Below are 21,558 nucleotides of genomic sequence, written 5' to 3'. Positions count from 1 at the left end.
GCTTGATCCAGCCCTCTACAATGAGGCCCACGGGTGGTTTGTCTACACCCCCAGCTTGCCGGGGGGATCCCTCTGGCAGGGCAGTGTGAGCTACCACGTAAGTAGGGAGCAGTACGAGGGGCTTACAGTTTTGTCCCCTGGTGTGTTGTATAAGGTTGTATAAGCCTTTTGGAGCAGTCGAGATAAAGGAGAGAAGCCATTCCGGAACCTCTGTCTTTGACAGTTAGCTTGCGTGGTAGCCACGAGGCCCTGGAAGACTGCCAGGTCTTCCACCTAGCCGGCCTTCTGGATGCCTTCTCTGAGCCGGTGTTCGTGAAAGTGGTCACCAGGCACCTAGAAAAGGGATCCCCCAACCTTATCCTGGACTTGACAGGGATCGATTTCATTGACAGCTCCGGCGTCGGTGCCCTGGTGCAACTGGCCAAATTGGTGCAAGAGCGCGGGGGCATCTTCCAGGTAGTGAGCAATCCTCGCATTACCCAAACGGTAAAGCTGGTGCGGCTGGAGAAGTTCTTGTCCCTGCGCAATTCACTCCAGGAAGCTTTGGATTATCTAGCTGCAGAGAGCAAAAGGCGCTCCGAGCAGGCCTCTCCCCCCTCTGAGGCTGGCTCCGAAGCCGCCGGATCTAGCCCGGAGGAGCCCAAGGGCGAAGCTCCCTAGGCCGCTGCTGGGATATTGGAATGGGTCTGGGGACTTTTTGGGGCATCAGCGCCGGCGCCGGGGATCCCGAGTGGCTGACCCTAAAAGCTGTTCGGGTTCTCCAGGCTGTCAACTGGGTGGCCTGTCCCCAAAATGCTGCTGGCCAGCCTGGTTTGGCCTACCAAATCGTGCGTCCTTGGCTGCAACCGGGACAAACGCTCTTGCCCCTGCCTTTGCCCTTTGTTACCCAGCCTGAGCTCCTCCAGGCGGCGTGGGAGGCGGCTGCCGAGCAACTAGCTCCCCTTCTGGAGCAGGGAGAAGATGTGGCCTTTGTCTGCGAAGGGGATGTGGGCCTCTACAGCACCTTTGCCTACCTGGCCCAGGCCCTACGGCAGCGGCTCCCTGACCTGCCCATCCAGGTCGTACCGGGGGTATGCTCTCCTCTGGCTGCTGCGGCGGCTTTGGGATCCCCTTTGGCCCTCGGCCCCGAGAAATTGGCAATTTTGCCCGCTCTTTTTGCCCTAGCAGAGCTGGAGGAGGCCTGTGCTTGGGCTGAGGTGGTTGTCCTCATGAAGGTGGCTTCCGTCTACCCCCAAGTTTGGCAGTGGCTGGCCGAAAAAGGCTGGCTGCAGCGGGCTAGCCTAGTGGTCTGGGCCGGCTGGCCCCAGCAAGCCCTTTTCCCCACCCTCGACGGATTGGCCGACTACCGCCCCCCCTACTTTTCCCTATTAATCCTGTGGCCTCAGAATCGCAGCTCTCCTCGAGTGGCTGACTTGCCAAAAGGCTCCTAAAAAATGAGCTTTTCTCCAGGAGAAAAAGCAAGAAGATTTGACCGCAGGATCTGCGTGTACTACCCGTGAAGAAAGATGGAAATCAAATTGAAGAAGTAACATAAACTGTTAAAAACAGTTGCCAGCCGCTACAGGGGTAGGCGGCCTGGGCTAGATTAGAGGTGTAGTGATTCAGGAAAGGAGGTAGATCCAGCGGAAAGGTAAGACACCGGCTTGCAACTTGCTCAGCCTCAAAACTGCCAGCAAAACAACCTCTCAAGTTGATCCCACGTAAGCTCTCAATTGGCTGTGCTGGCAGGTGTATCAAGCAAGGGGTTGTCTTGCCTAGTGGAGCACCTGGCCTCTCCGACAGGTTTTCCCCCAAGCTAAGGGACATGGGAGTTAAATCAAATAGCGGCTGGGTTTACTGAAGCCAGGCACTGTAGCGTGAGGGGTCGCTTACCTCGTCTGGAGTGGTGAAAAGACAGTAAGTTCTGCTGCTTCTGGAAGCGCCGGCCTGCTATTTCGAGTCTCCAGCAAGAATCAGCGAAGATTGGAGAAGACGTGGAAAACCGGTGCTTCGGTGAGGTTCAGGTGCTCCTCCTGCAGGCTCTAGCGAGCCGAGATTTTTAGTAAAACTTGAGATTTCTTGAGGTGGGGGGTCTCTATGTTTACCTTTCTGTCGAAAATTGCAAGAGCAGTTATTCGCGTGTTCACCCCTGCCAAGTCCGACCTAGTGGAAGTCGGCTACCAGCCCATCACAGATGATATCTATCGCGGCAAGCGCTCGGCTCGCTATGCCGGTGAGCTGTAGGACGAGGGGGGAAGGAGAGGGGTTTGCCACGTCCAGGGGTTGAGCTCCTAAGAGGTGGCCAGCGGGTTGGTCTTCGTTTCAGGGCTGTTAAGCTCTGGCTTTGGTGCTGGGGTGGCGGTTCCCGAGCAAGGGCCGCCACTTCGCATTGTTTGCGAAAATGGTAGGGATACGTAAGCGCTCCCTCCACAGTGCCCTCCCTCGTGGTCTATCCCGCCACAGCCGTCGACCTGGATCCTGTGGTGGAGGTTCTTGCCCAGGTCTTTTACCCGCCCCTAGGCCTGCAACGCTGGCTGCACCCCATTCACAAACGGATCATTCGTCAGGATTTACGCCTCAAGCTGGCAGCCAGGGATCCCTACTACTGCTGCTTAGCGGCGGCGGTGGAGTCGAAAGTGGTGGGGACTGCTGAGATCTCGCTGCGGGCGATGGCCCACGGGAAGTATCCCTACCTTTCGAACTTGGCGGTGCTGCCAGAGTGGCGACGGCAGGGAATTGCGCGACAGCTTCTGCTCAGCGCCGAGGAGGTAGTGCAGAAGTGGGGCTATCGCCGGTTACAGCTGCACGTCCTGGAAGATAACTTGCCCGCCCAGCAACTCTACACCCAACTGGGCTACGTGCCCCTCGAGCGCACCCCTCAGCTTTGGCAGTGGCTGGGGATCCCACCCCAGCTTTTGCTCTGCAAGTGGTTGCCGTAAAGTTATGTAAACTAGGAGGGAAAAGGCGAGAGAGGCGTTGCCGTGGACGTTGAGACCGTGAGCAGGAGGGGCTGGGGGGCCGTATTTGTAGCTTTGTTTGTAGCTTTGCTGGTTAGCTTTGGAGGGGCTCAGGCCGCCTTTGCCCAGTGGGGCACTACTCCCCTGCCCTCGATTGGGGCCCCAGCGCCGGAGTTTGAACTGCCAGATCAGTCGGGCCAGGTGCGGCGCCTGGCGGATTTTCGCGGCAAGTGGGTTGTGCTCTACTTCTACCCCCGCGACTTCACTGCCGGATGTACGATCGAGGCCCGCCGCTTCCAGCAGGATCTGCCCAAGTTCCAGGCCCTGGGAGCGGAGATTGTGGGCGTAAGCGCCGACTCGGTGGACTCCCACCGCCGTTTTTGCCTAGCAGAGGGGCTGCAGTTTCTTTTGCTGTCGGATCCCCAGGGCACGGTTAGCCGCGCCTACGGCTCGTGGATGGGGGATATGGCCCTGCGCAACACCTTTCTCATTGATCCCGATGGGATCCTGCGGGCTATTTACCCAATCGTCAACCCCTACCGGCACAGCGCCGAGGTCTTGGCCCAACTGCAGGAGCTTACCAAGAAGGGCTAGTCCTGGGGGCCAAAGGTCTGCTCGAACTCTTGCAGCAGCTCGTCAATCTCCTCTAAGGCTTGGTTGACATCGACGCGCAAGTCCCCGAGATCCGGCCTTTCCAAAAGCTTGACCAGGACGGGCCGGCGCTCGCGAATACGTCTGATGCGCTCTTTTAGGGCGGCAATTTCCGCTGGCTCCATAGCTGCAGTGGTTGCCTCAGCTCCTCCAGCTTATCGCTTTCCTAGTCCGATCGCGGCCTTTGCTAACCCCTGCCCTAGACCATGGGCACAAATTGCACGGGGAAAGCTTCCTTTTGCACCACTCCTTCCGGCGTTTTGTGGAGAATGAGCAGGGACTGGGATGCCTTGCTTTCGCCTATCGGTACCACTAGGGTACCTCCCACCGCCAGTTGATCCAGAAGCGCTGTCGGCACGGTTGGGGGTGCGGCTGTAACCACAATGGCGTCGTAGGGGGCGTGTTCCGGCCAGCCCTGGTAGCCATCTCCCTGACGCACCTCCACGTTGCGGTAGCCAAGGGAGGCCAGAGTTTGCTGAGCGCGGGTGGCTAGGGGAGGCAGCCGCTCCACGCTGTACACCTGTCGGGCCAGCTCAGCCAAAATGGCCGCTTGGTAGCCGGAACCAGTGCCGATTTCCAGCACCACCGACTCAGGCGTGAGGCGGGCTGCCTCGGTCATAAAGGCAACGATATAGGGCTGAGAGATCGTCTGGCCGTAGCCGATGGGCAGGGGGCAATCTCTGTAGGCGCGATCCCGCAGCTCGGGGGGAACAAAAAGGTGACGCGGCACCTTGCGCATCGCCTCCAGCACCCGGGGATCCCGGATCCCGCGCTGAAGGATCTGCTCCCTTACCATCCGTTCCCGTTGGTCAGCCCAGGGATCCAAGCCACTCTCGGCACAGGGCTGAGGAAGGCGAACCCCACCCGTCCTGCTAAAGAGGGACGAGAACAACCTTACCATTGGCGCCTAACCTCCAAAGCTAACAGCCTGCCAGGATTTTCCTGGAATGCTGCGCCGTAACTTGGGATCCCTCACCTCGATCCTGGCCCACTTTTAAACCTGCTGCCACAAATTTCTCCCGGAAATTCCATAGCCCCGATCCTGCAAGGGCCCAGGGTGGCCAAAATCCGTCGGGGTGAGTCGTTGCTAGCGAAGCGGCATCGCCGGGAAGTTTCCCTCCTCCCCCGCCAAGAAAACCTGACAATTCCGGCTTTTCCCCGCAAGGGGATGGAAGAATCTAGGAGCTACAGGAGGGCTTAGCGGTGTCTGTCGAACCAGCGCATCAGCATTGCCGCTAGGCGCTCAGGGTTGTGGCGCACCAAGCCAGTTTCAGGATCCTCTTGCATGACGTTGGCCAGAACGGCCCGGCAGCCCAAGTAGGCCAGTTTATCCGGGTCCAAAACCACAAACTCGGAGCCGTTGCGGCGGTAACGCTCTAGGGTGCGAGGGGAAGGGGGATCCCGTTGCACCAGGACGGCATCGAACAGGCGCAGGCCCGCCACCCGATCCAAGGCCATGACGTGATCTCCAACGGTGTAGCCGTCGGTTTCCCCCGGCTCCGTCATGATGTTGCACACGTAGATGTGGGGCGCCATGTTTCTGGCCAGGGCCTCGACAATTTCGGGGATGAGGAGGTTGGGAATGATGCTGGTGTAGAGGCTGCCCGGCCCCAGCACTACCAACTCTGCTTTCTCAATAGCCTCGATTGCCTCGGGCAAGGCGGGAGGGTTGGGGGGATCGCAGCCAATGCGGCAGATGCGCCCCCTAGCTTTGGTGATGTTGGACTCACCCACGACGCGGCGGCCATCGCTTAACTCGGCCCAGAGGGTGACATCGGCTAGAGTAGCCGGCAGCACCCGTCCCTGAATGGCCAAAACCTGAGAGGTAGCGGTGATGGCCCGGACCAGGTCGCCCCCGGTTACCGCGGTGAGGGCGGTGATGAACAGGTTGCCGAAGCTATGTCCACTCAGCCCTTCCCCCGCCTGGAAGCGGTACTGGAACAGCTCGGTGAGGAGCTTTTCCTCGTTGGCCAAGGCCGTGAGGCAGTTGCGGATGTCGCCAGGGGGCAACACGCCGATCTCCCGCCGCAGGCGCCCTGAGGAGCCGCCGTCATCGGCCACGGTAACGATGGCGGTGATGTTGGAGCTGTAGTGCTTCAGCCCCCGCAGCAGGTTGGAGAGGCCGGTGCCACCCCCCAGCACCACGATGCGAGGGCCACGGCTTAGCCGCCGATGCGATAGGAGCCTATCCACCAGCGCTTCGTCCCCTTCCGGGATCAGCACATCTTCGATGGAGCGCAGGGCGCTGCGAAAGCCCAGCACCGCCATCACCAAGCCAATCCCGGTTACCAAGGGACCACTGATGTTGTTCGGGATCCAGGTGGTGATCCAGCGCAGGGTAATGTCGATTAGCCGCTTCAGGCGAAAGATGGGGGTCAGCTCCGTCCAAATGGCAATGCCCAGCAGCATCAGGAGTACGCCTCCCACGGCCAGGCTCAGCCAGCGTTTGACGGCCAGGCCAGGGAAGAGCCATTTCCAGCCACTTCGCCACCAGGCAGCCTTGCGGCGGCGAGGTCCCCGGAGGGGGGACTTGTTGCGGAGCTCAGGTTTACTCATGGGAAAGAACGCCGGCCAAAGGGATCCTAGCCTCTGGCTGCTCCTTGGTGGGGCCAGCAGGCGGTGCTCCAAAGCAGGCTTCCAGCTCCCGCTGCGACTCCAGCAAATGGCAGTGCTGAACCTGGAGGTTGAGCTCGGGCAGGCCAGAGCCGTTGGCAGGAAGGGTCCAAGGCTGCAAATCCTGGGCCAAGCGTTCCACCAGGGCCACGGAGCGGTGTTGTCCGCCGGTACAGCCGATGGCGACGGTTAGGTGAGGCCGCCGTTCTGCTCGATAGTGGGGCCACCAGGCCCGGAGGAGGGAAAAGATCTGCTGGTAGGTGGACTGGGTCAGCGGATCAGCAAAGAGAAACTCCTGCAGCAGCCGATCCTGGCCAGTGAGGTGGCGCAGATGGGGCTGAAAGAAAGGGTTGGGCAGAAAGCGCACGTCAAACAGCAGGTTGACCTCAGGAGGAATGCCGTACTTGAAGCCAAAGCTCACTAGCCGCAGGTTGAGAGGTTGGGGGAGCCCCTGCACCAAGGCTTGCAGTTGCTGCCGCAGTTGTTGGCTATTGAGCTCCGAGGTATCCAGCAGGTGGGTGCAGCGCTGCCGGATGGGGGCTAGTTCGCGGATTTCTTGCTCGATGGCTTCCAGCAGGCCGCCACCGGTGTGGTGGGGGTGGGGGCGACGGTGGGCGCTAAGACGCTTGAGCAAGACCGAAGGCCGGGCTTCTAGGAACAGGAAAGGGATCCCCTGGGCTCGCATCCAGGCATCTAGCTCGGGGAGCTGCTCCCGATACTCTTGGGCGTGGAGATTTAAACTAATGGCCAAAGCGGCGTGGTGGGGCCGCATCGCTTCAACCAAGGGGATGACCTGGGCAGGCGGGATCCCTTCCAGGCCGGTGTAGCCCAGTTGCTCGAGTTGCTGAACGGCCAAAGTTTTCCCTGCTCCGGTCAGGCCGGCAAGCACCAGAACGGCTGGGGCCGCAGGGGTTGGTTTTGTCGGCTGATTGTCCATGCAGCCTATTCTAGGGCGAGGGGGGATCTACCTCTACTTGCTAGCGGCAAACTGTCAGGGCCTGGCCACGCACCGAGGGATCCACCTGGCCGTTTTGAAAGACGATCTGCCCGCCCACAATGGTTAGCGACGGCCAGCCCACCAACTCCCAGCCCTCGAAGGGGCTCCAGCCACATTTGGTCAGCAGCTCTTCCCGTCGCACTGGCTTAGGTGTACGGCGATCCACCAGCACCAGGTCGGCGTCGTAGCCCACCTGTAGCCGCCCCTTGTTGGGGATTCCGTAGAGGCGGGCCGGCGCCTCGCACATCCACTGCACCACCTGGTGTAGGGTACAGCGGCCCTGCTGCGCGGCCGTCAGCATCAGGGGCAAGGCCGTCTCCACCCCAGGCATGCCAGAGGGGGAGTGGGGGTAGGGCTGGGCCTTCTCGGCCAGGGTGTGGGGGGCATGGTCAGTGGCGATGCAGTCCAGAATGCCGTCGTGCAGCCCCTGCCAGAGTTGCTCCAAATTGGCGGGATCCCGCAGCGGCGGGTTCATCTGAGCCAGGGAGCCTAGGCGAGCGTAATCGGCAGTGCTCAGCAGCAGGTGTTGGGGGGTAACCTCAGCGCTGACCCAGGCCGGCTTGTGCTGGCGCAGCAGCTCCACCTCCAGGCCAGTGGAGAGGTGCAAAATGTGCAGGCGGTGGCGGTAGCGGGTGGCCAAGTCTAGAGCTCGGCGCGAGGCAATCAAGGCTGCTTCTTCGTCCTGAATGAGGGAGTGAACCGCCACATCCGTACGTCCGGCAAAAAGAGCTCGGCGGGCCTGAATCCGCGCGTGATCCTCAGCGTGGACAGCAATGACCAGGTTGGGATCCGTTTCGGCAAAGATCCTCTCTAGGGCAGCCTGATCATCCACCAGTAGCGGACCATGCATGGATCCCATGAAGATCTTGATGCCGCAGGCTCCTTGCGCCCGTTGCAGCTCCTTTAAGTTATCGGCAGTGGCTCCAATGAAAAAGCCGTAGTTGACGACGCACTTGCTGGCAGCCCGCGCCAATTTGTCCTCCAGCGTTCTCTGGTCAATTGTTGGCGGATCCGTATTGGGCATCTCCAAAAAGCTGGTTACCCCACCGCGAGCGCAAGCCCAGGATCCCGTCTGCAGGTCTTCTTTGTGCTCGCGGCCTGGCTCGCGGAAGTGAACCTGGGGATCAATCACCCCCGGCATTAGGGTATGGCCCTCGGCATCGATGACCCTAGCCACCCCTTCTGTGGAGAGATGTTGGCCAATCTGGGCAATCCGCCCGTCCTGCACCAGCACATCTCCCACCCAGGGATCCCCTTCCGGTACCACCAGCTCGGCATTGCGGATCAGCAGGCTACTGGCCAAAGCTCCGCTTCCCCTTTCACAGGCGCTTTCAAGATAACACCTGTCGAGCAGGTTAAGAACCGGCCAATCGATGGAACAGCTAGTCGGCAGCTCAAGCTCAAGTTGCCCGAGTCTTGTCTTCCTAGCGATAGAGGTTGCAAGAGCTGCGCAGGTCGTAGCCAGAGGCCAAAACCTCTTGCTGGCGATCCCCTAAGCCAAGGTCGCAGCGCAGGAGATCCCCACTAACAGTTGTATGTGTGTGAGACTCAGTCATCCAACGAACGCCGCTTGAGCTGGCGGTGGGAGGAACAACTTCAGGAAGACGATAGTTGGGGGCTTGCCAAGGATCTTGCAAATAGCGATCCCTGTGGATCCCGCCAAATTCAATATCGGCGTAGGCAGGAGGATAAACCATGAAGTCCATTCGGAAAACTTCTGAAGCACCGCCGATAGCTGCTAGAGCTGTCTGGGCTTCTGCAACTCTGGAACGGCGAATGTGGTTAAGAAAATTGGGAATGCTAATAGCAGAGAGAATGCCGACAATTACGATTACCGCCAGCAGCTTGATCAAGGTCATGACGTGCGGAGCTTTAGTTGCTCGACGGCAGAGCATTAGATAGGCTTTATGAAGAGAAAGTCAGCTCATAGCAGCGTCTGCTTCCCCTTTGGAGCGTCAGTATCCAAGTGCAAACGACTCGGGGGCCTTTCTCCCCTATGCAGCTTGATCTCAGGTTGCCCTTTACAGACCTAAAACTTTCCTCGCCTCGTCTAGCAGGACGGAGCCTTTAGGAGCACTCCTTGCCTGTTTCTCCCTTGCTTTGCCTAGAGACCTAACCGCAGTTGGCAGAAGGTGGCTATGCTGCTCAAGCATTCCTCCTATGATGTTTCCGCATAGTGAGGAGCAAAAAGTAACGCAAGCTACAAAAGTTCCAGGTCAATGTCTCTAGGCTGGGGCGTTGGAACTTGTGAGAACCGCGGCAAGGACAGCTAGATAAGCAGGCCTTAGGCCCAACACCCCTAGCTTCTTTCCCTACGGCCGCCTTGCCCACACCAAGCCAAGTAACAACAGAGGGGGAACATGGATAACGTACGCAGCCTTTGTCCCTACTGTGGGGTTGGTTGTGGCCTAGAAATTCTGGCCGACGGCACAAAAATTCGCGGCGATCGAGCTCATCCGTCCAGCCAGGGCATGGTTTGCGTTAAGGGTGCGACTCTCCTGGAAACCCTCGATTGCAATCGGGCTACGGTGCCTCTCTATCGCCCTAGCCTCAGCGAGGATTTCCAGCCGGTGAGCTGGGATCAAGCGCTGGATTTAATTGTCGAGCGCATTCGCCAGACCTCTCCCGAAAGGATTGCCATCTACGGCTCAGGGCAGTTGCTAACCGAAGATTACTACATTGCCCAAAAGCTACTTAAGGGGTGTCTAGGAAGCAATAACTTCGACAGCAATTCCCGCCTCTGCATGTCTTCTGCCGTAGAGGGCTACAGCCAGAGTCTCGGCTCGGACGGCCCCCCCTGTAGCTACACGGATCTCGATAGCTGCGAGCTGGCTTTTTTGATCGGCACCAATACCGCTGAATGCCACCCAATTCTGTTCAATCGCTTGCGCAAGCGCCACAAAAGCGACCCAAGCCTAAAGATTGTTGTGGTGGATCCCCGTCGTACGCAGACGGCTGAGGAGGCCGATTTGTATCTGAGGATTACTCCAGGTAGCGATATTGACTTGCTCAATGGCATTGCTCACCTACTCATTCAGTGGGGCGCCATCAACCATGACTTCATTGCCCAGCACACCGAAGGCTTTGAAGCCTATGCTGCCCTGGTTGCCGACTACACCCCTGAGCAAGTAGCCAGCCGCTGTGGCCTAGAAGTTGAGGAGGTACTTGCTGTTGCGCGACTGTGGCAGCAGTCGCAGAAAACGCTTTCCATGTGGTCGATGGGGCTTAACCAGTCCAGCGAAGGCACGGCCAAGGTGACCAGCCTCATCAATCTCCATTTGCTCACCGGCCAGATAGGGTTTGCAGGGGCAGGGCCCTTTTCGCTAACAGGTCAGCCCAATGCTATGGGCGGTCGAGAAGCGGGCGGCTTGGCACATCTATTGCCCGGCTACCGCAAGGTTACGAATCCAGAGGATCGGGCAGCAGTGGAGCAGCACTGGCAGCTTGGCCCAATTAACCCTGAACCTGGCCTTGATGCGCTGGGGATGATCCGTGCCCTCGAAGCCGATGCCCTCGATATTTTCTGGATTGCCGCCACCAATCCCGTGGTGAGCCTGCCTGATCTACGTCGGGTAGAAGCAGCTCTGGCGCGGTCGCCCTTTACGATTGTCCAAGACGCCTACTTCCCCACCGAAAGCACTGCCTATGCCCATCTGGTACTCCCTGCTGCCCAGTGGGGCGAAAAGACAGGCACCATGACCAATTCGGAGCGCCGCGTTACCCTCTGTCCAGCTTGGCGTAACCCTCCTGGTGAAGCGCGGGCTGATTGGGAAATTTGGGCGGAAGTAGGCCGCCGCCTGGGCTTTGCCAAGGCATTTGACTTTGCCGATAGCGCTGAGGTCTTTGCCGAATATGTGGGTCTAACTGCCGGGCGTCTCTGCGATCAGTCTGGCCTCAGCCATGAGCTCCTGCGCCAGGGGCCTCAGCAATGGCCATATCCGCGCACAGGTTCAGTGGAGACCCGCAACCTCTATACCGATCACCGTTTCCCAACGCCCACAGGTCGTGCCCGCTTTATCCCCAGCCATTCCCGCGGCCTTGCCGAGCCGCCCGACCCTGAATATCCCTACATCCTCACCACAGGACGTCTCTATGGCCATTGGCACACCCAAACCCGCACTGGACATGTCGCCAAAATCCGAGCAATGCACCCCCAACCCTTTCTCGAAATCCATCCCCGCGATGCCAGCAAGGTAGGGCTAACTGAGGGTGACTGGGTGAGGATTGAATCACGGCGCGGCAAGGCTACCCTGCCGGTTAAAATTACCTGCGCCATCAGCCCTGGCACAGTGTTCATGCCCATGCACTGGGGGGCATTGTGGGGCAATGATACAAGCTGTAACGCTCTCACCCACCCGGTTGCCTGCCCCAGCTCAAAGCAACCTGAACTCAAAGCCTGTGCCGTCAAGCTTAGTCGCATCGAGCTGCCACCAAAATGATCTTTAAGTTTGAGCAAGACTTTGCCGACAGCCTTCGCTGCATTCCCATGATCGTGCGCTTAAAGCTCGATCAGTGCGGCATCAAGCTCAAGTTACATCAGTGGCTGCGTTTTAGTTACCAGCAGCGCCAAAGTTTGGTTGACCTGCCAACGGATACCGCTGACAACCGAGCTGCCTACCGCGCCTACCTAATTCACCTTATCGAAAGTGTCTGCCAAGAGCAGGCCGCTGAGGTAACTGTTGATCCAAACCCTGCCTGGGAAGACGCTACCACCATCCCTGACTGCGTTCTTGAGCAGGCGGCAGCCAAGGGGGTCGTGCTGACTCTTGAGCTATGGCAAAAGCTGACCCCGTTGCAGCGCTTTGCCCTCATTAAGCTCAGTCGCCCTGGCCACGAAAACCGCAATTTCCTACCCGCCTTTCAGGAATTTTCCGCACCCCACACCTATGGTCACTGTCCAGGAAGCTGAAGCCATTATTAAAGACCACTGGCTGCCAGCCAAAACCGAGTCGATCCCGATTGCAAGCTGTGTGGGCCGGGTTTTGGCAGAGCCGATCTACGCCGATCGGGACTACCCGCCAATTAACCGGGTCCTGATGGACGGTATCGCCATCAACTATGCCGCTTATGCTGCTGGGCAGCGAAGCTTTGCTGTTGCAGGCATAGCCCCTGCGGGGACAAGCCCTGCCACCCTGCCCGATCCGCAGCAGTGCTTGGAAGTGATGACTGGCTGTGCCCTGCCGCTGGGTAGTGATCTCGTCATTCCCTACGAGCAAATTCGTATCGAGGGAGGAATTGCCACCATCACCCAGGAAGTCGAACGCAACAGGGGTGATTTTGTTCATCCCCAAGGTAGCGATTGTTCTGCAGGAGCGCTGGTTCTCCGCCCCGGCATTACCCTCAAGAGCATCCACGTCGGGATCTTGGCCTCCTTTGGCTACAGCCGCATCCAAGTTGAGAGGACTCCTCGCATCAAAGTTGTGGCAACTGGCAGCGAATTGATTCCCATTGAGCAGACCCCTGCACCCTACCAACTGCGGCGCTCCAACGCTGAGGCCCTCCGAGCGGCTCTTCTTGCCTACGGGTATACCGAGGTTGAGACCGATCACCTTCCGGACGATCCTGCTGCCATTGCCACCCACTACCAAGCCAATACCCCAAACTACGACCTCTTGATTTACTCTGGGGGTGTTTCAAGGGGAAAGTGTGACTACTTGCCGGCCATCTGGCAAAGCTGTGGTGTTACTGCCTACATCCACGGCGTGGCGCAAAAGCCAGGCAAGCCAATGTGGTTTGGCATCGACCATCAGGCCAATACTATAGTTTGGGGCCTCCCAGGCAACCCCATCTCAGCTCTTGTATGTTTGCATCGTTATCTCCTCAACCGTAACACTGACTCTGGGCACCTAAGTGAAGTCATTACCTTCAAACCCAATCTCACTCTTTTTGTTCCCGTTAAGATGAGCGCCAACCGAGTCTTTACACCGATTATGCCTAACAACTCCGGAGACTTCATCGCTCTAACAGACAGCGATGGCTTTGTAGAGTTACCCCCGGCTCAAACTACCCTCAGCCCCGAGCAAAGCATCCAATTCTATCCGTGGTACTAAGATGCAGCTAGTGGATCAATGGAATCGTCGCATTCGCAAGCTAAGGGTTTCTCTAACCGATCAATGCAACCTTCGCTGCCGCTACTGCATGCCTTTGCATCCAGAATTTCTGGACAAAAGTAGCTACTTAACTCCGCAGCAATACAAAGAAATTATTGGCGAGTTGCTGGACTATGGCATTGAAGAAGTTCGCATTACAGGTGGTGAGCCTCTGGTTCGGCAAGACTTTGATGAAGTCATTCAGGAACTTGCCAAGCTGAAGATCCCGTCCCTCAGCCTAACAACCAATGGCCTGCTGCTCCACCGCTACTGGGACGTTCTCAAGGCTGCCAACGTTCTCAACCTTAATGTTAGCCTCGATAGCCTACAGCCCTCCACCCAAGCTGCAATTGCCCGTCGCGACTGCCTGGCGGATATTCTCCGTAATATCCAGGAGGGTATTGCCCGGGGATTTAGCCTCAAAGTCAATACGGTTGTAATGCGGGGGATCAACGATTGCGAGCTATTTGATTTCGTTGAGTTTGCCCGCAAGACAGGCGTGACAGTTCGCTTTCTGGAGCTGATGCGGGTCGGCTATGCCAACTCTCTCTATGAAGAACACTACGTTTCAGCACAAGAGTGCATTGCCCGTCTGCAAGAACGCTATACTCTAACCCCCCTTCCAGCGGCACCTGATTCGACAGCGTTTTACTTTACAATCGACGAGAATGTTAAAGTTGGATTTATTGCCTCTGAGTCTCAGCCCTTCTGCAGCAGCTGTTCCCGGTGGCGCTTGACAGCTGATGGTCGTCTCTTTGCCTGCCTATTTAGTGAGGAGGGTCTCTCGGTTCGAGACAAAACACCAGGCCAACGTCAGCAAATTTACCAGCAGCTTTTGGGGATGAAACCACTGCGCCGGGTTGAGCAGGTCTCACACCCAATGTACGGCTTAGGGGGCTAGCTCTATGGACAAAGCTGATCGTACATGGGCCCATCTTAATGCTCAAGGCCATCCGCATATGGTAGATATTAGCCACAAATCGGTGTCTTTGCGAACGGCCACAGCACGGGCAAGAGTTCAACTGCCACCTGCTCTCAGATCCTATGTTGTTGGCCAAGATATCCACCTGAAAAAAGGACCGGTATTTCAGACAGCAACCATTGCTGGTACAATGGCTGTTAAAAGAACTGACCAACTGATCCCCTTTTGTCATCAGATCCCTGTTGAAGACTGCACCTTTGATATCACAATTGATGATCACTTGCTTGTAACCATCCACTGCACTGTCAAGACCAGCGCTAAGACAGGGGTTGAAATGGAAGCTCTCTGTGGTGCGGCAACAGCAGCGCTGACAATCTATGACATGTGCAAGTCGGTGTCGCCCCATATCTGCATCCAGGAGACCCGCCTAGTAACTAAGTCCGGCGGCAAAAACGCCCTCCTGGAACGTCCCCTCTATGGCTTGGTGCTCACAGGGGGACGTAGCAAGCGCATGGGTCGCGATAAAGCGCTGCTGAACCCTTTTGGCAAACCCCACGCCGCCTATCTCTATGAACTGCTGCAGCCCTACTGCCAGCAGGTTTACTTGTCAGCGCGTGCCGGTCAGTGGTCGGGCACAGCTCTAGAGCTCTTGCCCACACTACCAGATCTAGTAGAAAGCGTTGGCCCGATCAGTGGCCTATTGACTGCCTTGAATACTCATCCTGAAGCTAACTGGTTGGTTGTTGCCTGTGATCTACTGAACCTTCGGTCAGAAACAATCCAAAAGCTGCTGGATCACTACCAAGCCGAAACAATCGCAACTTGCTATGTTAACCCCGAGCGCGGCTTCCCGGAAGCTCTTTGCGCCATCTATACTCCTCAAGCTGCAGCGGTACTAGAAAGGGCTTACGCGGAAGGGGTGTACTGCCCTGTGGAAATCCTCAGCAGGCAGCCCTGCACCCTAGTTACCCCCAACCATGAGGTCGAGCTCATGAACGTCAATACCGCCGAGGAGTATGCCACTTTCCAATCAGTTTGGGGTAGTTGCAGCCATGGTAACTCAATCTGTCCTAAGTAAGACCGTAACAATTCAATATGTAGCAGTGCTGCGGGAACAGGCTCAGCGGAGCAGCGAAGTGCTGCAAACCAGTGCAGCAAACTACCTAGAGCTCTATCAGCAGCTGCAAGCAAAGTATGGATTTTCGCTAGCAGCGGAGGACGTTAAGGTTGCTGTCAATCATGAGTTCTGTGACTTGACTAGGCCGATAGATGAAGGTGCCTTGGTAGTTTTCATTCCACCAGTTTGTGGGGGCTAAATGCTGCGTTTTCTAATTGTGGATAGCACCATCCAGCCAGCTGAACTCAGTCGTTTGCTCGTCAATAACACAGCGGGTGCCTTAGTAACCTTCGAGGGCTGGGTACGCAACCACAGCCAGGGCAAACCTGTTCTCAGCTTGGAGTACGAAGTCTACGAGATCCTTGCCCAGAAGGAGGGCGAGAAGATCCTCCGAGAAGCCCACGCCAAGTTTGGCCTCTGCGGTGCTGTTGCCTGTCACCGCCAGGGTCATCTTGCAATTGGTGATATTGCGGTTTGGGTTGGTGCTACAGCTGAACATCGCGGCGCCGCTTTTGCTGGAGCACGTTACATCATTGATGCAATCAAGGAGCGCTTGCCCATTTGGAAAAAAGAGTACTACTGGGGTGAGCCGCCGCGTTGGGTTTTATGTCAGAAAGCAAAGCCTTTGTTCCAGCAATTCCATAAGAACGCTATTGCTCGGCAGCCTTGCGGCGATACCCCCTAGCCTCTCTGCTAGTATCAGTGAGGTACCTGACCTGGGGCTGTAGCTCAGCCTGGATAGAGCAAGCGCCTCCTAAGCGCTAGGTCGGCGGTTCAAATCCGCCCAGTCCCGTCAGCCCTGCTGGTTTCCTAGCGGGTTCTTGGAAAAGTCTTCGGCTAGCTGCTGGAGCTGGAGGGGGCCTGGCGAGCTAACTGTCTGAGGAAAGCCAGGGGATGGCCGTTCTGGAGCTGCTGCCTCAGCCGCTCTTGCAGGAGCTCCTCCTGCCAGGGATCCCCTGACTGCAGCCACTCCAGGTAGCTGAGCCCCGCCACCCGCGTCAGATAGGCCCCGCTAGCTGCCTGCAGAGGGATCCCCATGAGCATCCAGGGGCTGGCTTTGAGGGCAGAGCTGAAGGCATGGGTAGCTAGCTCCAGTCCGCCCAGTTGCACAATCATTTGGGCCAAGCGGTGAGCAATTGCCTGAGCCTGCTGCAGGGTAATGCGGCGATCGAAGACCTGGTGCAGCTCTCCAATCATGCGGGCCTGAATGGCCACCCCCGCCAGGACATCCAAGGCAGGGAGGGGGGTTACCGCCAGAGCTGCAGCCGTTGCCCACTGCATCCGCTCCACGATCTGGCGGCCCCGTTGGCGGCGCTCTTCCCGCAGGGCTTGCTGGACAGCCTCGCTCAAGGTTCGGGTTTGCAGCAGGGCGTTGGCTAGGCGCAGATGGGATCCCTTTTGCTGCAGTAGGCGGGCCATCTGCTGGATGAGGGCGGCGGTATCAGGGGGCTGGGGCTCCCAGGTCTCCTGACGGGATCCGTCCGGGAAGCAGTAGCGGACTTTCAAGGGCTCGGGGTCAGCGGCAATGGCCACCACCTGCTCAGGAGGGATGACACCGGCAGTGCGGCGGCGCAGGTGGGTTAGGACGGTCTCCACATCTTCCGGCAGCATTTGATCCGTCTTGTTGAGGGCCAGGATAGTGGCTTTTCCCAACCGAGCCAACTCCAGCAGCTCCGCGTATTCTGAAGCCAGCAGATCCCCGGCCACCACCACAATCAACAGATCCGCTTTCTGGGCGAGGGCGCGGGCCTCTGCTTCGCCGGCACCGCCGATGGTCAATAGCCCAGGGGTATCGGTGAGGTAAATGGGGCTGTTCCAACCTTCCAGTTGATAGGTGTGAATGGAGCCCTGCTGGGTGGTGCCCAGAGTGGGGGCAGTTTCCCCAACCGGCCGCCCCAGCAGAGCGTTGATGAGAGAGGTTTTGCCAGCAGAAGCCGTGCCAAACACCACTAGGTGCAATGCCTCCTCAGCCAGCCGCCGATCGATCTCCTGTTTCTTGGCTTGCAGGGCACGGCGGCTGATGTCGTTTTGCAACTTCTGGATAAGGGAATCGACATCCTGCAGATCTGCCTGCACCTGAGCCCGCGTCAACTTAACCCGCCGCCGCGGCTTGGCCCCTGGGGTGGGCTCCCTTTGTCCTCGGCAAACCTGCTGCCACCAGTGGCGGACCACCAGCCCCGTAGTCACCGTTCCTCCCAGAATGCCGGCCACGGTCAGGTCGGCCAGCGGTTCCGAGTAGGAGGCGATAGAGCTGTGGATGCCGCCAACCCACTGCAGGTACTGGCTCAAGGCCACTAGTCCTAGCCCTGTCAATAGCCACAGCCAAGTGGAGCGCGACAACACTATGCCAACTCCCCGTCTGCCCAAATGTTTCCCTATCTCCCCCCAGCCGCTTCTTGAGCAGGGAGCGTGCTGTAGCTGAGCATACAGTCAATCGCTCTCAGCTAATTCAGGCCAGGGATCCCTGCCAAGACGCTCAAGACCCCTGGTGGCTCCGACGGCGCTGGCAAGAACTTACCCCCGCGGTAATCCAATAGCTGCGTCAGCAACAAATAGCCCACCCCCAAAGCAATGGCCAGAACTCCCGTAATAATGGCTACCCACTTGGGCCGTTCCACGCCGGGCCTCCTCAATCAACCGCTAGACTTATCTTATTGCCCCAAAGCTCTGGCGATGACGTAGATGAGGCCGTTGACGGCTCGAATGTAGGACGGGGCTTTATGCCCAGTTTTTCGGCAAAGTTCGGTATTCTGAAGGGGGTTGCTGCAAGGGGAAAAGGGGATGAACCGGATCCCGTCTTGGTGGCGGCAACTGCGCCGTTGGCTGCCCTGGGCCGCCCTGCTGTTGATCCTGGTAGCAGCTGGCTACGGGGTAGGCCCTCGGCCCTCTCCCCAAGAGCCAGAGCTGCCCACCCTGGCCCCTCTGCCGCAGCACCCTCGCATCCGGGTGGCGTTTAACCAAAGCCGCGAGAGCACTTATCGGGATCCCTATCGCCAGATCCACCGCTACGGCTACAACCTGGAGGAGTTGATTATCTCCCAGATTCGTTCTGCTCGGCGGTCGGTGGATGTGGCGGTACAGGAGCTAAACTTGCCCCTCATCGCCCAGGCCCTTGCAGAGCGGCGGCAGGCCGGGATCCCAGTGCGCGTGATTACCGAAAACACCTACGTGCGGGCCTGGCACCGGCTGACCCCTGCCGAAGTGCAGGCGCTGGACGAGCGCAGCCGTCAAAAGTTCGAAGAGTATCGCCGTCTGGTGGATGTAAACCGGGACGGGCGGTTTTCCCCCGAGGAGGTTGCTAGCCGGGATGTGTACGCCTTGCTGGATAGAGGCCAGGTGCCCTGGCTGGACGACACCGCCGACGGCTCCAAGGGCAGCGGCCTGATGCATCACAAGTTTGTAGTTATCGACGGGCAGCGGGTGCTGACTGGCTCAGCCAATTTCACCCTCTCCGATATCCATGGGGATTTCGATGCTCCTGGCAGCGTGGGCAATGCCAACCACCTGCTGCTACTGGATAGCCCCGAGCTGGCCCGCATCTATACGGAGGAGTTCAACCTCATGTGGGGGGACGGGCCGGGAGGGCTGCCCGATAGCCGCTTTGGCGTGCAAAAGCGCAAGCGACCCCTGCAGACGGTGTTGATTGACGACGCCGTCGTGGAGGTGCATTTTTCCCCCGCCAGCCGTTCCCTGCCCTATGAGGCTACTTCTAACGGCATTATTGCGACCACCCTGGCCCAAGCGCAGAAGCGGGTGGATCTGGCTCTGTTTGTCTTTACCGACTCTGGCATTGCCAACCAGCTCCGGCAACTGCACCAGGAGCGCAAGGTGGAGATCCGCGGCCTGTTTGATCCTGGCTTTGCCTTCCGCGACTACAGCCGCACCCTGGAGATGTGGGGGTTGGCGCTCCCGGACGAAAACTGCCGCCTGGATCCGGCCCGCCTGCCCTGGCAGCAGCCCCCCCAAGCCATAGGCATACCCAACCTCGCCCCCGGCGACAAGCTACACCACAAGTTCGCTATTCTCGATCCCGGCACCCCCCAGGCCACGGTGATCACCGGCTCCCACAACTGGTCAGTCTCGGCCAACCACCTCAACGACGAAAACCTCTTGATTATCCGCAATAGGCAGGTGGTGGATCACTTTGTGCGAGAGTTCGAGCGGCTCCTGGCCGAGGCCCGCTTTGGCCCCAGCCGTCGCTTGCGGGAGGAAGTAGAGGAAGCAGCCCGCCGCTGCCCCAACCCCCTTCCGCTTGCCCCTACTTCCCCCACAGTAGAGCCGGAGCTGCTAGAGGCCACCTCGAGGTCCTCCCCTTCGCTAGCTACCCCCAGTCCCCCTCGCGTTAACTTGAACACAGCCACGGCAGCCGAACTGGAGCAGTTGCCTGGCATCGGCCCAGACCTGGCGCAACGGATTATCGAGGCCCGCCCCTTTTCTTCTTTGGAGGATCTGCAGCGCGTTAAGGGCATCGGCCCAGCCAAGATGGAGCAATTGCGGGGTCGAGTAACTTGGTAGGGATCCCCCCTTTGGCAAGCAGAAACGCCGCCTATGGCCCAGTGGTCCCTCCATCCCTGCTCCCAGTCCAGCGCCAGGGTTCTCCTCATTCCCACTGCCTTTGGCCCGGATACCCAAGCTCCGTTGACCATCCTCAATGCAGGCGCAGAACTGTGTGCTTTTGAGCCGCGCTTGGGGATCGATGTGGATCAGCTGGCGGTGGCGCAGTTGCCGGGGCTGATGGATGAGCCACCCTATGGCCTGTGTGAGGCAGCAGTGACCCAGGCCTGGCGACGACAACAGTGGCCGGTCTTGTTGCCTTCGGTTCTAGCAGCCAGTTGGGGGGCCATTCGTGCCCTTTGGAAGCACTACTTGAGTCTCAGTGTGGTGCATTGCAGCGCTCATGCCAACTTCATGCCCCCCATAGAGATGACCCAGCCAGATCAAGATATGAGCTACGGCAACGGCGCTTGGGTAGAGCTGCTCTACCAGCACGGCCTGCCGGTAGTGCACGTGGGGCTGCGCAGCAGCAGTGCCCGCGCCTATGCTTGGCTAAGAGACCACCACAGCCCCATTTTCTGGGCTCAAGAGGCCTGGGATCCGCAGCAGGTCGTCGAGGCTTTGCCGGAGCAGCCAGTGTTTTTGGTGGTGGACTGTAGCGTGCTGGATCCCTCGCTAGCACCAGCAGTGCACCACCCAGAGCCAGGGGGGCTGAGCTGGTTTCGGTTGTTACAAACTTGTGAGGCCATCTTCGCTGCTCGTCCTGTGGTCGGCGTTTCCCTGGGAGGGGTGGCGGTAAGCTCGGCAACGCGACCAACTGCCCGCATTGCAGCTCGTCTTCTCAATTGGCTGCTGGCCTGTTACGGCCTCTACTCTCTGAAGCTGGATCCCAACCCCGCTAGTCTCGAGCGGCTGGAAAATGAGTCTGGCATATGAAGTCTTTCGCAGGTGTTCTTCCGGAGTTGGGGTCTACCAGCAGCACCTTTTGGCCCAGCTTCACCGTTGGTTGGCCAAGGGCGGACGCTGGAGATAGCTTCACCCCCGAGAGCATGGCTGCTTAAGAGGCCGATGCGGCTGACGGCTCTGCCTTGGATTCTGCCGGAAGCGGGAAACTGGGCAAGAACGAGGCCCGCGTCAAGGGTTGGTCAAGAATCAGCCCTTCTCCCCCTAGCACTTCGAGGGCCTGTCCCTCCACGGAGATCCAAACCCGTGCATTAGGGTTTTGGCTAGTAACCGTGTAGAGTACCTGGGCAATCCGACCCATCATTGCGGTGGATCCCCCCCCTTGCGTAAATTCGGGGGAGAAGTTCAAAAAGATATCGTCGCCTTCCACCCGTACATCCAGCACCCGCGTCTGGGGAGGAATAGCGGTGGTGAGGCGGGGATCCTTGGGTCCAGCGATCAACTCCTCTAGAGCCCTACGAATAGCCTCTTGGGCATCCAAGGCGCGAAGGGAGCGCTCCTGCTGCACGTAGTGGATAGAGTTGTCAACCGTGGTCAGCCAATACAGGGAAAAAGTTTGCCGCGGCCCCCTGCTGTACCACCAGGCTCCTCCCACAAGCCCCAATCCCACCAAGAAGCCAAGCACTCCCACCTGCAAGGCCTGGCCACGTCGTCGGCGGGGGCGTTGCTCTCCCTCCTTGAGGAAGCCGAGTTGGGCAGGACGCCCTTCGTAGTGGCTCATTGCTGCCAATCCCCCTGCTTACCTAGCTAGCTCCAGGGTAGCGAAGAAAAGCTTC

General features: G+C 58.6%; 23 protein-coding genes and 1 tRNA gene. 15 read left to right on the top strand and 9 right to left on the bottom strand.

The window, feature by feature from the left end; genetic code table 11:
- Positions 1-216: 216 nt before the first annotated feature.
- The 5 genes from NW808_RS02985 to NW808_RS02965 all read left to right on the top strand — a co-directional run bounded on the left by NW808_RS02985 (position 217) and on the right by NW808_RS02965 (position 3,530).
- Entirely contained in the window at positions 217-660 is a 444-nt protein-coding gene (locus tag NW808_RS02985; protein WP_414420231.1) for an STAS domain-containing protein, read from the top strand.
- A gap of 20 nt (positions 661-680) precedes the next feature.
- Positions 681-1,430 carry a precorrin-2 C(20)-methyltransferase gene (locus NW808_RS02980; protein WP_414420230.1) on the top strand — a complete coding sequence of 250 codons (750 nt, stop codon included), beginning with the start codon at positions 681-683 and terminating at the stop codon, positions 1,428-1,430.
- Between the two features lie 646 nt (positions 1,431-2,076).
- Positions 2,077-2,223, top strand: coding sequence for a hypothetical protein (locus tag NW808_RS02975; protein WP_414410585.1), 147 nt, complete (start codon positions 2,077-2,079; stop codon positions 2,221-2,223).
- A 188-nt stretch (positions 2,224-2,411) separates the two neighbouring features.
- Positions 2,412-2,918, top strand: coding sequence for a GNAT family N-acetyltransferase (locus tag NW808_RS02970; RefSeq protein WP_414410584.1), 507 nt, complete (start codon positions 2,412-2,414; stop codon positions 2,916-2,918).
- 42 nt (positions 2,919-2,960) lie between these two features.
- Positions 2,961-3,530, top strand: a complete 570-nt coding sequence (locus NW808_RS02965) for a peroxiredoxin (protein WP_414412201.1) — start codon at positions 2,961-2,963, stop codon at positions 3,528-3,530.
- On the opposite strand, the gene NW808_RS02960 is transcribed toward NW808_RS02965, so the two are convergent.
- From NW808_RS02960 to NW808_RS02935, 6 genes are all read right to left on the bottom strand, one after another.
- A complete protein-coding gene (locus NW808_RS02960; protein WP_414393115.1) occupies positions 3,527-3,712 on the bottom strand; it encodes a hypothetical protein in 186 nt (61 codons plus the stop codon). The two genes, NW808_RS02965 and NW808_RS02960, sit on opposite strands and share 4 nt — an antisense overlap.
- Before the next feature lie 74 nt (positions 3,713-3,786).
- A complete protein-coding gene (locus NW808_RS02955; protein ID WP_414420352.1) occupies positions 3,787-4,383 on the bottom strand; it encodes a protein-L-isoaspartate(D-aspartate) O-methyltransferase in 597 nt (198 codons plus the stop codon).
- A gap of 401 nt (positions 4,384-4,784) precedes the next feature.
- On the bottom strand, positions 4,785-6,143 hold the full coding sequence (locus NW808_RS02950) for a gluconeogenesis factor YvcK family protein (RefSeq protein WP_414420229.1): 1,359 nt from the start codon (positions 6,141-6,143) through the stop codon (positions 4,785-4,787).
- On the bottom strand, positions 6,136-7,137 hold the full coding sequence (gene rapZ, locus NW808_RS02945; RefSeq protein ID WP_414420228.1) for an RNase adapter RapZ: 1,002 nt from the start codon (positions 7,135-7,137) through the stop codon (positions 6,136-6,138). Before rapZ ends, NW808_RS02950 begins: the two co-directional genes overlap by 8 nt.
- Before the next feature lie 40 nt (positions 7,138-7,177).
- Complete coding sequence (locus tag NW808_RS02940) at positions 7,178-8,500, bottom strand: dihydroorotase (RefSeq protein ID WP_414420227.1); 1,323 nt, start codon at positions 8,498-8,500, stop codon at positions 7,178-7,180.
- Positions 8,501-8,621: 121 nt separating this feature from the next.
- On the bottom strand, positions 8,622-9,056 hold the full coding sequence (locus NW808_RS02935) for a type IV pilin protein (protein ID WP_099812592.1): 435 nt from the start codon (positions 9,054-9,056) through the stop codon (positions 8,622-8,624).
- Between the two features lie 501 nt (positions 9,057-9,557).
- On the opposite strand from NW808_RS02935, the gene NW808_RS02930 reads away from it, so the two are divergent.
- From NW808_RS02930 to NW808_RS02895, 8 genes are all read left to right on the top strand, one after another.
- A complete protein-coding gene (locus tag NW808_RS02930; protein ID WP_414420226.1) occupies positions 9,558-11,636 on the top strand; it encodes a molybdopterin oxidoreductase family protein in 2,079 nt (692 codons plus the stop codon).
- A complete protein-coding gene (locus tag NW808_RS02925; protein WP_011429093.1) occupies positions 11,633-12,106 on the top strand; it encodes a nitrate reductase associated protein in 474 nt (157 codons plus the stop codon). The genes NW808_RS02930 and NW808_RS02925 overlap by 4 nt, the downstream gene beginning before the upstream one ends.
- Entirely contained in the window at positions 12,084-13,247 is a 1,164-nt protein-coding gene (locus NW808_RS02920; protein WP_414420225.1) for a molybdopterin molybdotransferase MoeA, read from the top strand. The genes NW808_RS02925 and NW808_RS02920 overlap by 23 nt, the downstream gene beginning before the upstream one ends.
- Position 13,248: 1 nt before the next feature.
- Positions 13,249-14,187 carry a GTP 3',8-cyclase MoaA gene (moaA, locus tag NW808_RS02915; RefSeq protein ID WP_011429091.1) on the top strand — a complete coding sequence of 313 codons (939 nt, stop codon included), beginning with the start codon at positions 13,249-13,251 and terminating at the stop codon, positions 14,185-14,187.
- A 4-nt stretch (positions 14,188-14,191) separates the two neighbouring features.
- Entirely contained in the window at positions 14,192-15,286 is a 1,095-nt protein-coding gene (gene moaC / locus NW808_RS02910; RefSeq protein WP_011429090.1) for a cyclic pyranopterin monophosphate synthase MoaC, read from the top strand.
- Positions 15,225-15,524, top strand: a complete 300-nt coding sequence (locus tag NW808_RS02905; RefSeq protein WP_346426097.1) for a MoaD/ThiS family protein — start codon at positions 15,225-15,227, stop codon at positions 15,522-15,524. Before moaC ends, NW808_RS02905 begins: the two co-directional genes overlap by 62 nt.
- Positions 15,525-16,010, top strand: coding sequence for a molybdopterin synthase catalytic subunit (locus NW808_RS02900; protein WP_011429088.1), 486 nt, complete (start codon positions 15,525-15,527; stop codon positions 16,008-16,010). It abuts the gene before it with no gap.
- A gap of 33 nt (positions 16,011-16,043) precedes the next feature.
- Positions 16,044-16,118: transfer RNA gene (locus NW808_RS02895), tRNA-Arg, on the top strand.
- Between the two features lie 44 nt (positions 16,119-16,162).
- On the opposite strand, the gene NW808_RS02890 is transcribed toward NW808_RS02895, so the two are convergent.
- Together NW808_RS02890 and NW808_RS02885 are read right to left on the bottom strand one after the other, a co-directional pair.
- Positions 16,163-17,668: a DUF697 domain-containing protein gene (locus tag NW808_RS02890; protein ID WP_414420224.1), complete on the bottom strand. Its 1,506-nt coding sequence runs from the start codon at positions 17,666-17,668 to the stop codon at positions 16,163-16,165.
- Between the two features lie 101 nt (positions 17,669-17,769).
- Entirely contained in the window at positions 17,770-17,943 is a 174-nt protein-coding gene (locus NW808_RS02885; protein WP_414393095.1) for a hypothetical protein, read from the bottom strand.
- A gap of 163 nt (positions 17,944-18,106) precedes the next feature.
- Between NW808_RS02885 and NW808_RS02880 the strand changes: the two genes are divergently transcribed.
- Both NW808_RS02880 and NW808_RS02875 read left to right on the top strand, forming a co-directional pair.
- Complete coding sequence (locus NW808_RS02880; RefSeq protein ID WP_414420223.1) at positions 18,107-19,840, top strand: phospholipase D-like domain-containing protein; 1,734 nt, start codon at positions 18,107-18,109, stop codon at positions 19,838-19,840.
- 33 nt (positions 19,841-19,873) lie between these two features.
- Entirely contained in the window at positions 19,874-20,755 is an 882-nt protein-coding gene (locus NW808_RS02875; protein WP_414420222.1) for an arginase family protein, read from the top strand.
- Between the two features lie 121 nt (positions 20,756-20,876).
- On the opposite strand, the gene NW808_RS02870 is transcribed toward NW808_RS02875, so the two are convergent.
- On the bottom strand, positions 20,877-21,503 hold the full coding sequence (locus tag NW808_RS02870) for a GerMN domain-containing protein (protein ID WP_414420221.1): 627 nt from the start codon (positions 21,501-21,503) through the stop codon (positions 20,877-20,879).
- Positions 21,504-21,558 lie beyond the last annotated feature (55 nt).

Origin of the sequence: Synechococcus sp. W70.1, from assembly GCF_047461515.1 — a bacterium.
GTDB lineage: Bacteria > Cyanobacteriota > Cyanobacteriia > Thermostichales > Thermostichaceae > Thermostichus.
Note: the sequence above shows the minus strand (reverse complement) of the source record. Positions and strands in the feature narration are given on the sequence as shown.